13 protein-coding genes are annotated in these 11,902 nt (G+C 69.6%); 10 read left to right on the top strand and 3 right to left on the bottom strand.

Annotated features, from left to right (window positions below; all coding sequences use genetic code 11):
• Positions 1–43: 43 nt before the first annotated feature.
• A complete protein-coding gene (locus B0W80_RS20680) occupies positions 44–1,312 on the bottom strand; it encodes a cation:proton antiporter (RefSeq protein ID WP_077001041.1) in 1,269 nt (422 codons plus the stop codon).
• Positions 1,313–1,409: 97 nt separating this feature from the next.
• Positions 1,410–1,805, bottom strand: coding sequence for a Co2+/Mg2+ efflux protein ApaG (apaG, locus tag B0W80_RS20685; protein ID WP_077001042.1), 396 nt, complete (start codon positions 1,803–1,805; stop codon positions 1,410–1,412).
• 53 nt (positions 1,806–1,858) lie between these two features.
• Here apaG and rpe point away from each other — a divergent pair, with 53 nt between their 5' ends.
• Entirely contained in the window at positions 1,859–2,548 is a 690-nt protein-coding gene (rpe, locus tag B0W80_RS20690) for a ribulose-phosphate 3-epimerase (RefSeq protein WP_077001043.1), read from the top strand.
• Positions 2,549–2,565: 17 nt separating this feature from the next.
• Here the strand turns inward: rpe and B0W80_RS20695 are convergent, their stop codons facing one another.
• Complete coding sequence (locus tag B0W80_RS20695; RefSeq protein ID WP_077001044.1) at positions 2,566–2,829, bottom strand: hypothetical protein; 264 nt, start codon at positions 2,827–2,829, stop codon at positions 2,566–2,568.
• Positions 2,830–2,922: 93 nt separating this feature from the next.
• On the opposite strand from B0W80_RS20695, the gene B0W80_RS20700 reads away from it, so the two are divergent.
• From B0W80_RS20700 to ligD, 9 genes are all read left to right on the top strand, one after another.
• Positions 2,923–3,921, top strand: coding sequence for a succinylglutamate desuccinylase/aspartoacylase family protein (locus B0W80_RS20700; RefSeq protein ID WP_077001045.1), 999 nt, complete (start codon positions 2,923–2,925; stop codon positions 3,919–3,921).
• A gap of 117 nt (positions 3,922–4,038) precedes the next feature.
• Complete coding sequence (locus tag B0W80_RS20705) at positions 4,039–4,656, top strand: HAMP domain-containing sensor histidine kinase (RefSeq protein ID WP_143684712.1); 618 nt, start codon at positions 4,039–4,041, stop codon at positions 4,654–4,656.
• Positions 4,657–4,742: 86 nt separating this feature from the next.
• A complete protein-coding gene (locus B0W80_RS20710; RefSeq protein ID WP_077001047.1) occupies positions 4,743–5,033 on the top strand; it encodes a hypothetical protein in 291 nt (96 codons plus the stop codon).
• Between the two features lie 147 nt (positions 5,034–5,180).
• Positions 5,181–6,347, top strand: coding sequence for a porin (locus B0W80_RS20715; RefSeq protein WP_077001048.1), 1,167 nt, complete (start codon positions 5,181–5,183; stop codon positions 6,345–6,347).
• 84 nt (positions 6,348–6,431) lie between these two features.
• Entirely contained in the window at positions 6,432–7,988 is a 1,557-nt protein-coding gene (locus tag B0W80_RS20720; protein WP_077001063.1) for an ATP-binding protein, read from the top strand.
• Between the two features lie 13 nt (positions 7,989–8,001).
• On the top strand, positions 8,002–8,679 hold the full coding sequence (locus B0W80_RS20725) for a response regulator (protein ID WP_077001049.1): 678 nt from the start codon (positions 8,002–8,004) through the stop codon (positions 8,677–8,679).
• A gap of 126 nt (positions 8,680–8,805) precedes the next feature.
• On the top strand, positions 8,806–9,864 hold the full coding sequence (locus B0W80_RS20730; RefSeq protein ID WP_077001050.1) for a hypothetical protein: 1,059 nt from the start codon (positions 8,806–8,808) through the stop codon (positions 9,862–9,864).
• Between the two features lie 89 nt (positions 9,865–9,953).
• Entirely contained in the window at positions 9,954–10,235 is a 282-nt protein-coding gene (locus B0W80_RS20735) for a hypothetical protein (protein WP_077001051.1), read from the top strand.
• A gap of 78 nt (positions 10,236–10,313) precedes the next feature.
• Positions 10,314–11,885 carry a non-homologous end-joining DNA ligase gene (gene ligD / locus B0W80_RS20740; RefSeq protein WP_077001052.1) on the top strand — a complete coding sequence of 524 codons (1,572 nt, stop codon included), beginning with the start codon at positions 10,314–10,316 and terminating at the stop codon, positions 11,883–11,885.
• The last annotated feature ends 17 nt before the right edge of the window (positions 11,886–11,902 follow it).

An 11,902-nucleotide genomic window follows, 5' to 3' on the forward strand; every position in this document is an offset into this window, starting at 1 on the left:
GGCGGCACGGCCGATGGGGGCAGGGGAGTGCGAGACGACAGGCTCATCGTTGCGTGTCCTCCGGAATGCGGAAGGCCTCGGGGGTCCAGGGCCTGGAGCTTTCGCCGGCACCATGGATGGCCACGGTGGCGAGCACCGCGCCGAGGATCTCCATCAACAAGATGGCGGGCAGCGCGATCTGCGTGATCATCGCGCCCAGCAAGGGCGAGGCGGTGACGAAGCCGGAGGTGATCAGCAGGGCGATGGACGACAGCGGCGCCATCGCGCAGCCCAGCCACAAGGCCTGCCGCCAGCTCGCGCCGCTGCCGGGGTTGGCGATGGCCACGCCGGCGATCTTGGCTACGGTGCGCACGGCGATCACCGCCAGCACCACGCTCGCGATCGGCAAACTCCAGTCGGCTTGCGCGGCCACCACCGACACCAGCACGAACATCAGCATCGTCAGCAAGGAAGCGGCCGTGCCCAGCTGGCGCGGCCACACCCAGGGCTTGGGATGCAGTGCCTTGAGCAGCAGGCCGCCGATCAGCGCAGCCAGCGGCGCCGAGCCGCCGAAGTGCGCGGCGATGGCGGCACCGGCCGCGATGATCGACAGCAGCAGGATCGAGGTGTTCTCGCTGGTCGGGCTCATCACGCGCAGCGCGGAGCGCAGCCCCAGTGACATCAGCGCGCCCACCACGAAAGACATGCCCAGCACCACCGCCACCGGGTAGAGCTTCTGGAACAGGCCGAGCGGCGCATGCTCGATCAGCCCGGCCTGCGCGTAGCCCAGCGTGAGCGCATAGAAGGTGTTGAGCGTGGCGAGCGTCATGGCGCGCTCGGTCACCGGGCCCGAGCCGCGGGTGTCGATCACCACGCGCATCAGCACCGCCGGCGAGGCGACGATGGCCATCAGCGCGATCGGGTTGGCCACCGGATCGGGCACGTCCATCCAGTGCAGGATCCAGAACACGCCGAAGTAGGTGAGCGTGGCCTCGAGCAGGCTCTGCACCAGCACCATCGGGTTGTGACGGAACCAGCGCAGCGGCAGCCGGCCGCCGGCCTCGAAGAGCACGATGGCCACGCCCAGTTCGAGCAAGAACAGGCTGATGCCCTGCAGCGGCCAGATCACGCCCTCGAAGCCGGCCAGGCCGACCACGGTGCCGACCATGGAATAGCCCACCACCTTGGGCATGCCCGCGTAGCGCTGCACCAGGTGGCCGGCCGCCGCGGCCGCGGCCAGCAGCAGCGACCACAGCACGATCGGCAGGCCCGCCGAGGGCCGCACCCACTCGGACCAGAAGCCCAGCAGGTCGTTGGTTATGAAGGAGCTCATCGGCCAATCAATACAAGTGACGCGTGCGCCCGCCGGGGGCGCCGCGAGTCGAGCTGAGCGCACAGGGCGTTCATGGCTCGAGAAAAGTGAAATACGTTCAGTGCAGCACGCGCGAGACGGGCGTGCCGCCCGTGTCGGCTTCCAGCACGAACAGGGGAATCGCGACGTCGAAGCGGTCGCCGTGCTCTGTCACGAAGAAGTAGCTCCCGTGCATGGTACCGCTGGGCGCCTGCAGGCGGCAGCCGCTGGTGTAGCGGAAGGACTGCCCCGGCGCCAGCAGCGGCTGCTGGCCGATCACGCCGAGGCCCTTGACCTTCTGCGTCTTGCCCGACGCGTCGTTGATGAGCCACGCCCGCGAGATCAGCTGCGCGGCCACCGGGCCGTTGTTGGTCACGGTGATCGTGTAGGCGAAGGTGTACACACGCTCCTCTGGCGAGGACTGGTCGGCCAGGTAGCGCGGCTCTGCCTTGATGTGGATCGGGTGGCTGGGCATGGGGGGCCGATGTTAACAACTGCCGAAGGAGGGCCTGCGACAATCCGCCCACCATGAGCAGCAGCCCCACATTCCGCATCGCGCCGTCCATCCTGTCGGCCGACTTCGCCCGCCTGGGCGCCGAGGTCGGCGACGTGATCGCCGCCGGCGCCGACTGGATCCATTTCGACGTGATGGACAACCACTACGTGCCCAACCTCACCTTCGGGCCGATGGTGTGCCAGGCACTCAAGCCCCACGCGAAGAAGCCCGACGGCACGGCGGTGCCGATCGACGTGCACCTGATGATCGAGCCGGTCGATGCGCTGGCAGCAGCCTTCGCCCAGGCCGGCGCCGACTACATCAGCTTCCACCCCGACGCCTCGCCGCACACCCACCGCAGCATCCAGGCCATTCGGGCCGCCGGCTGCAAGCCGGGCCTGGTATTCAACCCGGGCGCGGGGCTCGAGCCGCTGGACTGGGCGATCGACGACATCGACCTCATCCTGATCATGAGCGTCAACCCCGGCTTCGGCGGCCAGAGCTTCATCGATTCGGCGCTGCGCAAGATCGAGCATGCGCGCAAGCGCATCGAGGCCAGCGGCCGTGACATCCGGCTCGAAGTGGATGGCGGCATCAAAGCCGACAACATCGCGCGCGTGGCCAGCGCCGGCGCCGACACCTTTGTCGCGGGCAGCGCGATCTTCAATGCCAAGGACTATGCGGGCGTGATCTCGCAGATGCGCGCGCAGCTCGCCGGCTGACCTTCAGCGCTTGACCCTCAGCGCTTGACCTTCTCGTTGTAGACCCGGTCGGCCACCGGGCCGCGGTCGGTGTCGACCACGCCGCGCTCGACGTCTTCCATGCCCTTGCGGCCCAGTTCGGACGATCCGCCCTGGTTCTCCTGGCTGTCGGACGACTGGTCGTGCTCGTGCGGCAGGCGCGGCGCCGATTCGCCGCCCTGGCCAACCTTGGTGTCGCCTCCGCCTGCGTCCTTCAGCGGATCGGCCTTGCCGGCGTCGTCTGCGGTCTTCCTGGTGCTCATCGGGTGCTCCTTGTCATCGTCGACCGGTGTCGCATACCACGGCGAAAAACCCGGTAGGACCGGCCTGTGCCGCCCTGTAGGATGTGCAGCGAGATGAGCGACACGCAGCAGCCCCACCCCCTTCGCGACACCCTGCGCTCCCATACCTTCGCATCGCTCGAGCCCGGCCCCCGGCTCATCGTGCTGGGCGGCGTGCACGGCGACGAGGTCTGCGGCACCGCGGGCATCGAGCGCACGCTGGCCGAACTCGACAGCGGCGCGCTCACCCTGCTGCGCGGTCGGCTCACGCTGGTTCCCGTGGCCAACCCGCTGGCCCGCCGCCTGATGCGGCGCGAGGGCGAGCGGAATCTCAACCGCCTTTTCCAGCCCACGCCCGCGGGCGAGCAACCGGCCGACTACGAGGCCCGCATCACCGACCTGCTGTGTCCGCTGCTCGATGCACACGACGTGCTGCTGGACCTGCATTCGTTTCAGAGCGCCGGCGACGCCTTCGCCATGATCGGCCCGCGCGACAACCGCGGCACGCTCGAGCCCTTCGCCCGCGCATTCGAGGAAGGCCAGCTCGCGCTGCACCTCGGCACGTCGCGCGTGGTCGAAGGCTGGCTCGACATCTACGCGGCCGGCCTGGCCCAGCGCGCCGGCGGCAAGCCTGCAGACGACCGCGCCATCGCCTTCGGCTGGGGCACCAACGAATACATGCGCAGCCGTGGTGGCTACGGTGTCACGCTCGAATGCGGGCAGCACCAGGACCCGGCCGCGCCCGAGGTCGCGCACCGCGCCATCCTGGCCGCCTTGCGCCTGCTGGGCATGATCGCCGTCGAGCCGCAGACGCAACCGCAGGAGCCGCCCGCGCTGCTGCGCCTGGTCAGCGTGACCGACCGCGACGGCGAAGGCGACCGGTTCGTGCGCGAGTGGGCCACCTTCGACCCGGTGTCGCGTGGCGAGCCCATCGGCCTGCGGGCGGATGGCCGCGTGCTGGCGGCCGAGCGCGACGGCTTCATCGTGTTCCCCAACTCGACCGCGCTGCCGGGCACCGAGTGGTTCTACTTCGCGGTCGCCAGCGAGCGCGACTTGCGCCGGCCTGCCGCCTGAGGGCAAGCAATCGGGTGGCCAGCGCCACTCCCAAATTCCTCCGCATTCGGCGGCCAGCATGAGGCGATGGATCGCAGCGTCGATCCATCCTTCATCCACTCCACCGGAGGAATCGACATGGCACCCCTGTCCCATCTGCTGGCCGTCCTCGGCCTGAGCGCAACGCCTTCCCTCGCACGCAGACCCCGCGAGCCTCTCGCGATGGCCTCGCGCGCCGAGCCGCTCGAACGCCGCTGGCTCGACCTTCGTGCACTGCTCGAAGACATGCCCGCTTCCTGCGGCGCCTCGCTGCGCGCGGCCGGCATCGCGCTCGAGCATCGTCTGCCCGAAGTGGCGCTCGGCGTCTGGGCCGACCCGCGCGAACTCAAGCTGACCTTGGGCCACATCGTCCGCCTGGCCTGCGACGCCATGCCGCGCGGCGGCGTGTTGAAAACCTTCGCGCGGCGCGAGAACGATCAGGCCGTGGTCAGCTTCATGGACTCCAGCCTCGCGTCGGGCCGACAACCGATGCTGGCCACGCTGTACCAACGCTTGTTCATCGCGCGCGCGGTCCCCATTGCCAAAGACGAAGAAGTGTTGCGCGAGGGCGCCCTGTGCTCGCGCCGCATCGTCGATGCGCTGGGCGGGCGGCTGTATGCGGCGCCCTCGGCGCTGGGCGGCATGGGGCTGACCCTGCGCATGCCGCTGGTGCAGGCACGCGAGGGCGTCGGCGCCAGGCCAGGCCTGGCGCCATGAGCGGACGGGAAGCGGATGCCGCTCGCCGGGGCGACTCCCGTACCGGCTCCCAGATTCCTACGAATTCGGCCTCCATCATCGGCCGGATGGCGATCACACTGCACGACCCCGATCCTTTGCTGCCGCCCCGCCTGCCCGCGGTCGCCGTGGTGCCGCGCACGCGCACCGCGTCCTTCCGCGCCGTCGGCGCGATCGGCGCATTGCTGGTCACGCCGCCGGCCGTGTTCGGCCTGCTGCAAGCCGTGGACCCGGAGTCCGACCTCGGCCTGCGCGATGCTTTCGAACGGGGCCTGATGGCCGCCAGCGTGCTATTCATGCTGGTGCTGCACGTGTGGGCGCTGGTGCTGCTGCTGCGCGAATCGCGCGCGCAGCGTTGATGCATCGGCGGCGCCCTTCGCCACCACGGGCTGCTCCCCATTTCCTCCGCTTTTGATGTCGAACATGACAGTGCCGCTCCACTTGGAGCGGTGGCGCGATGCGGCTTCCGGCTCCATCGCACCTGCCTTGAAACCGGAGCAATCTGAATGAAGAAATCCTTTCCGGCCCTCGCGGCCTTCGCGGCTCTCGCCGCCGGCCCGGCCTTCGCCCAATCGTCCGTCACGCTGTTCGGCGTGGTGGACGCGGGCGTGAGCTACCAGTCGGCGACCTCGCGCGATGCCGTGACCGGCCTGAGCAGCAAGCAGAGCCGCTGGAGCCTGTCGAACTCGGGCTACGCCTCGAGCCGCATCGGCTTCCGCGGCACCGAAGACCTGGGCGGCGGCCTGGCCGCGAGCTTCTGGCTCGAAGCGCCCATCAGCAACGACGACGGCGCGACCGGCATCGGCAGCTTCGACCGGCGCTCGACGGTGAGCCTGTCGGGCGGCTTCGGCGAACTGAGGCTGGGCCGCGACTACACGCCCACCTACTGGAACGACACGGTGTTCGACCCCTTCGGCACCAACGGCTCGGGCGCCAACGAGATCAGCTCGGTGGGCGCGAGCAGCAGCCTGGCGAACACGAACTACGCACGCGCCAGCAACTCGGTCGGCTATTTCCTGCCGTCGAACCTCGGCGGCTTCTATGGTCAGTTGCAATACAGCCTGCACGAGAACACCGACACCAGCGTCTCGGCCGGCACCGCGACGTTCAACAGCCGCGCAGGCCGCTCCGTCGGCGGCCGGTTCGGCTGGGCCAACGGCCCGCTCGACGTCGCCGTGTCGCTCGGCGAGAGCCTCGCGGTGGACGACGGCACGCTCACGCGCAAGGTGCGCACCGCCAACCTGGGCGCTTCCTACGATTTCGGGCCGGTCAAGCTCTTCGGTGAAGTTTCGAGCGTGCGCAACGGTTTCGAGACCGCGTTCGCATCCACCCGCGACCGCTATGACGGCTACCTGCTCGGCGCGACCGTGCCGGTGGGCGCGGGGCTGATCCGCGCCTCGTATTCCACGGTGCGCTACGACGAGGGCGTGGCCGGCCTGGTGGGGCAAGACCCGCGCGTGCAGAAGCTCGCGCTCGGCTACGTGCACAACCTGTCGAAGCGCACGGCGCTCTACGCCACCGTCGCACGCGTCAACAACCGCAACGACGCGGCCTACTCCGGCAGCCTGAGTTCGGCCATCACCACGGGCTATGCCGGCAACGGCGTCGGCTTCGGCGCGGGCCTGCCGCGCTCTTCCACCGGCTATGACTTCGGCATCCGCCACGCCTTCTGATCGGCCGGCCGCCGCAGCGGCGGCCGCGGGGCCGTGACGGCAGAATGCCGCCATGCGCCCCACGTGCCGCCGACGATGCCTTCGATGCCCCGCCTGACGCTCACCCGGAAAATCTTCTTCGCCCTGGCCACGCTGCTGGTGCTGTTGCTGCTGATCTCGGCCGGCTTCTCGATCTTCGCGTTGCAGCGCGGCCTCGGCCCCTACGTCGCCGAGATCGAGATCCGGCGCATGGACTGGCTGGCGCAACTGCTGCAGAAGCATTACGTGGCCAATGGCAACTGGGACCGCCTGCGCGACAACGAGGAGCAGTGGCGCCGCCTGCAGATGGGCGACGTCGGCTTGCCCAAGAGCGAAGGCCGCGAGGGCGACGACGCCCGCCTGCCGCCCTGGTACGCGCGTTCACCGCGCCCCGACAACGGCGAGCCGCCCGGCCCGCCGCCGCAGCTGGAATTGCTGCCGCGCCGCTACATGCATCCCGCGCCGCCGTGGTTGTTCGCCGGCCTGCGCGAGGCGCCCGATTCCATCTACCGGCGGCTCGGCGTGATCGACGCGCAGGGCCGGCAGGTGGTGGGTGCGGCCGTCGACCGCGACACGGCCGCGCACCTGCCCATCCGCCGCGCCAACCTGGTGGTCGGCGAACTGGTGCTCGCGCCCATCGAGGGCATCGAGAGCGAGGCCGACCGCGCCTTCGTCGCGCGGCAGTCGGGCTTCATCGCGCTGACCGGCCTGGCCGGACTGGTGCTCGCGCTGGTGCTGTCGTGGCTGCTGGCGCGGCGCTGGCTGAGCCCGATCGACGCGCTCACCCAGGGTGCGCAGGACGTGGCGCGGGGCCGGCTCGGCACGCGCGTGCAGGTGCAGGGGTCGGACGAACTGGCCCTGCTGGGCCGCACCTTCAACGACATGGCCGAGCGCCTGGACACGGCCGACGCCTCGCGCCGCGCCTGGCTGGCCGACGTGGCGCACGAGCTGCGCACGCCGCTGGCCGCGATGCGCGCGGAAATCGAAGCGCTGCAGGACGGCGTGCGCACCTTCGACGACCGCACGGCGCTGCGGCTGCATCGCCAGGTGATGCGGCTCAACCAGCTCGTGGACGACCTGCGCAGCAGCATGCGCGGGCCGCAGTCGGAGGCGCTGACCCGGACCACCGTGTTCCCGCTGGCCGTCTTGAAGGAGACGCTGGCCGCCACGCGCGACCGCTTCGCGAAGCGCCGTATCGATGTCGATGCCGCGGCCGTCGATGCGCTTGCGGCAGCGTCGCAGCCCATGGTCGAAGGCGATGCGCACCGCCTGCACCAGGTGTTCATGAACCTGCTCGACAACACGCTGGCCTACACCGACGAAGGCGGCCTGCTGCGCATCGGCGCGGCGGTCGAGGGCAGCGCCGGCGCGCAGCGGCTTGTGCTGCGCTTCGACGACAGCGCGCCCGGCGTGGCAGCGCACGAGCTGCCGATGGTCTTCGAGCGCCTGTTCCGCGCCGATGGCTCGCGCAGCCGCGAGCTGGGCGGCTCCGGCCTCGGCCTGTCGATCTGCCGCGCGATGGTCGAGGCGCACGGCGGCGAGATCGATGCCGCGGCATCGCCGCTGGGTGGGTTGCGCATCGTTCTTTGGCTTCCACTTTCCCAAGCATCGCAAGCGTCATAGGCGCCACCAGATCATGAGCCGAATCCTGATCGTCGAAGACGAAGCCGACATCGCCTCCGTGCTGCAGGACTACCTGCGCCATGCCGGCCACGAGACCGAGCACGTGGCCGACGGCCGCGCCGCGCTGGCCCGCATGCTCGAGGCCCCGCCCGACCTGACCCTGCTGGACATCATGCTGCCCGGGCTCGACGGCCTGAGCGTGCTGCGCCAGGCTCGCGCGCATACCGCGCACCCGGTCATCCTGCTCACCGCGCGCATCGAGGAGGTCGACCGCCTGCTGGGGCTGGAGCTGGGCGCCGACGACTACGTCTGCAAGCCCTTCTCGCCGCGCGAAGTGGTGGCGCGCGTTCGCGCCGTGTTGCGCCGTGTCGAAAACAAGCCGGCCGCGCGCGGTGCGGAAGCGCTGACGCTCGACGAGGCCCACTGGCGCGCCACGCTGTCCGGCACGCCGCTCAACCTGACGCGGCGCGAGTTCCGGCTGCTGCAGACGATGTCGCGCCATCCGGGCCGCATCTTCTCGCGTGCGCGCCTGCTCGAGCTGGCCTACGACGACGACGCCGACGTGTCCGAGCGCGCGGTCGACAGCCACATCAAGAACCTGCGGCGCAAGCTCTCCACGGCGTCGCCCGCGCACGACTGGATCCGCTCGGTGTACGGCGTCGGCTTCGCGTTCGAACCGCCCGTCGAGTGATGCCAGCCTGGGGCGCCGTCCCGGTGCGCAGCGAATCATCCAGCGCGAGTCCACATGTCGGTGGATGACCTTCACGGCGGTCCGGCGTAGCGTCTGCGGCGTCCATTCAACCGAGAGGAAATCGTCATGGCCACATTTGGTGAAGCACTCGAAGCGCTCGAGGAATTTCGGGCAGACCTCGTTCAGGCTCAGATGAGCGTCGCGGTGCCGCAGGCCCAGGCCATGGCTTTCAGCGCCATGGCTGGCGAAGCGGCCGCCGGGCCCTTGGCGCATGTCCACGCGACCGGCGTCGGCATTCGGGACGACGGCCAGTTCGTCGTCAAGGTCTACATGTTCGACGCGCCCTCCGTCCAATCGGCTTCCACGGTGCCGGTGCTGAGCGATGCGAGGCAAGGGGTGGCGATCGACGTCGAGCACCTGCCGGTGCAGGTGGCGTTCGACAGAAGGGCGTCCCGCAAGAGCGTGGCGGCGCTGGTCGCGAACCCGGGCCAGCACCAGATGCGCCACCGACCGGTTCCTGCGGGCGTCGAGATCGGCCCGTTGGGCGGGAAATTCGTCGGCACGCTCGGCTGCTTCGTGCGGCGCGGGGGAGACGAGGGCGGCGGGCCGCTCTTCATCCTGAGCAACAACCACGTGCTCGCCAACGTGAATCGCTTCCCGGTGGGCACCCCGTTCACCCAACCCTTCTCTGCGGCATCCGCGGACACGATCGCCTCGCTCAGTTCCTTCGAGCCGATCCTGTTCCCGGCACCGGGCTCGCAGCCGCGCAACGTCATCGATGCGGCCATCGCGGTCGTGCAGGATCCGAAGAAGATCAAGACCGGCGCCATGCTCAACATCCCGAACTACACGCCGCAGTTGCTGGCGCCGCGGCCCGGCATGGTCGTCACCAAGGCGGGCCGAACCACGGGCGTCACGGTGGGCATGATCCGCGCCATACGCGTGCGCGGCGTGCAGGTGAACTACGGCACGCAGCAGATGCCGATCATCGCCACCTTCGATAACGCGATCACCATCACGGGCAACGCCAACTTGCCATTCAGCAACCCAGGTGATTCGGGGTCGGTGATCCTGGAGCAGAAATCGGGCCGTCCGGTCGCGCTTCTCTTTGCGGGCGATGGCGCGACCACCACGGCCTGCGACGTGTCCGCAGCCTGCGCGCGCTTCAACGTACATCCTGTCTAGAACCCACGACGACGACGCTGGTGCGCCGTCGCGCGTGGTGATTCGGCGGATGCTCGCTAAGATTTCCCGCTCATCCGAGGAATCAACGCATGAAGCCCGCTCGTACGCACCACGCCGGGGAGCCCAGTACGCCGGAGCCGCCCGAGCGCCTGCTCGCCGTTGCCGACACTTGTCACGATCCGCAAGTCCGGCAATGCGGCGTGACGACCACCGCCGATGGCCGCTGGGCGCTTTATGTCACCGTTCCTGCCGATGCGACGGTGCCCATCGCGAGCATCGAGCGGCAGGCGGATGGCTTTCCCGTCGTCTACGAGGCCGAGTTGCCGGCACCGGTTCGCGCGGGACCGGCCTTCCCTGGACGCCGGCGCTGAGACGCACGGCCGGCCTTGCCGGCTTCCTACAGCTCGACTGGCCGCCTGGCTCTACGGTCGTCGCAGGAGAACCATCCCATGCCTGCATCGACGCGCGCCCGCGAAGCTGACCAAGCATTGGCGGACTACCGCCGCAAACGCGATTTCCGCCAGACCCCCGAACCGCACCGCACGGGTCGCGGCTCGCAGGGACACAGCTTCGTGGTGCAGAAGCACCATGCGCGCCAGCTGCACTACGACTTTCGCCTGGAACTCGACGGCACGCTGAAGAGCTGGGCCGTGCCGAAGGGGCCCTGCCTCGATCCGGCCGTCAAGCGCATGGCCGTGCACGTGGAAGACCATCCGCTCGGCTATGCGGGCTTTGAGGGCACGATCCCGGCGCATCAGTACGGCGCCGGCACCGTGATCGTGTGGGACCGCGGCAGCTGGGAGCCTGAAGGCGATGCGCGCCGCGGCCTGGCCGATGGCAAGCTGAAGTTCGCGCTGCACGGCGACAAGCTGCGCGGCCGCTGGGCGCTGGTGCGCATGCGCGGCCGCGGACGCGACAAGCAGGAAGCCTGGCTGCTGATCAAGGAAGACGATGACGAGGCCCGCGCGCTCGCGGACTACGACGTGGTCGACGCCGAGCCCGACAGCGTCGTCAGCGGTCGCGACGTCGATCATCCGCCCGGCAGTGACGCGCCGAGTGCCGAGCAGAAGCAGCCCGTCGCTGCGCCCGACTCGCCGAAGCCGACGCGTCGACCCCCTCAAAAAAGGCCAGCTGTGAAATCGATGCGCATCACCCACGCCGAACGTGTGATCGACGACGAGAGCGGTGTCACCAAGGGCGAACTGGTCGCCTACTACGACCAGGTCTCGGCCTTGATGCTGCCGCACCTGCGCGGCCGGCCGGTGTCGCTGGTACGCGCGCCCGAGGGCGTGAGCGGCGAACTCTTCTTTCAGAAGCACGCCAACCAGAACGAGATGCCCGGCGTCCGATGGCTGGATCCGGCGCTGGACCCGGGCCACGAGCCCTTGCTGCAGATCGACACCGAAGCCGGCCTGCTGTCCGCCGCGCAGATGAACGTGATCGAGCTGCACACCTGGAACGCGACTTCCAAGGCCATCGGCCAGCCCGATCGCTTCACGCTCGACCTCGACCCCGGCGAGGGCGTCGACTGGCCCGCCATGCAAGAGGCCACGATGCTCGTGCGCGTGCTGCTGGACGAATTGGGCCTGGCGGCTTTCCTGAAGACCAGCGGGGGCAAGGGCATGCACGTGGTGGTGCCGATTCGCCGCCACTACGAATGGGACGACGTCAAGGGCTTCGCGCAGGCGCTGGTGCAGCACCTGGCCCGCATCGTGCCCGATCGATTCGTCGCCAAGAGCGGCCCGCGCAACCGTGTCGGCCGCATCTTCGTCGACTACCTGCGCAACGGCTTCGGCGCCACGACCGTCAGCGCCTGGTCGGTGCGCGCGCGGCCGGGCCTGGGCGTGTCGGTGCCCGTGCACTGGGATGAACTGCCGATGCTGGACAGCGCAGCGCACTGGACGGTGCGCGACATCGCCGAGCGGCTGGACGTGGGCAATGCACCGTGGGCTGCCATGGACGACGGGCGCAAGGGCCTCGCGGCGGCCATGAAGGCATTGGGCTGGATGCCGGGCGCCTGAGTCGCGGCGCTCCGCGG

Origin of the sequence: Variovorax sp. KK3 (genome assembly GCF_001984055.1) — a bacterium.
In the GTDB taxonomy this organism is placed as follows: Bacteria; Pseudomonadota; Gammaproteobacteria; order Burkholderiales; family Burkholderiaceae_C; genus Variovorax.

Coding starts and splice junctions, on each gene's coding strand:
- B0W80_RS20680 (WP_077001041.1), bottom strand. CDS start 1,312: ATGAGCTCCTTCATAACCAACGACCTGCTGGGCTTCTGGTCCGAGTGG.
- apaG (WP_077001042.1), bottom strand. CDS start 1,805: ATGCCCAGCCACCCGATCCACATCAAGGCAGAGCCGCGCTACCTGGCC.
- rpe (WP_077001043.1), top strand. CDS start 1,859: ATGAGCAGCAGCCCCACATTCCGCATCGCGCCGTCCATCCTGTCGGCC.
- B0W80_RS20695 (WP_077001044.1), bottom strand. CDS start 2,829: ATGAGCACCAGGAAGACCGCAGACGACGCCGGCAAGGCCGATCCGCTG.
- B0W80_RS20700 (WP_077001045.1), top strand. CDS start 2,923: ATGAGCGACACGCAGCAGCCCCACCCCCTTCGCGACACCCTGCGCTCC.
- B0W80_RS20705 (WP_143684712.1), top strand. CDS start 4,039: ATGGCACCCCTGTCCCATCTGCTGGCCGTCCTCGGCCTGAGCGCAACG.
- B0W80_RS20710 (WP_077001047.1), top strand. CDS start 4,743: ATGGCGATCACACTGCACGACCCCGATCCTTTGCTGCCGCCCCGCCTG.
- B0W80_RS20715 (WP_077001048.1), top strand. CDS start 5,181: ATGAAGAAATCCTTTCCGGCCCTCGCGGCCTTCGCGGCTCTCGCCGCC.
- B0W80_RS20720 (WP_077001063.1), top strand. CDS start 6,432: ATGCCCCGCCTGACGCTCACCCGGAAAATCTTCTTCGCCCTGGCCACG.
- B0W80_RS20725 (WP_077001049.1), top strand. CDS start 8,002: ATGAGCCGAATCCTGATCGTCGAAGACGAAGCCGACATCGCCTCCGTG.
- B0W80_RS20730 (WP_077001050.1), top strand. CDS start 8,806: ATGGCCACATTTGGTGAAGCACTCGAAGCGCTCGAGGAATTTCGGGCA.
- B0W80_RS20735 (WP_077001051.1), top strand. CDS start 9,954: ATGAAGCCCGCTCGTACGCACCACGCCGGGGAGCCCAGTACGCCGGAG.
- ligD (WP_077001052.1), top strand. CDS start 10,314: ATGCCTGCATCGACGCGCGCCCGCGAAGCTGACCAAGCATTGGCGGAC.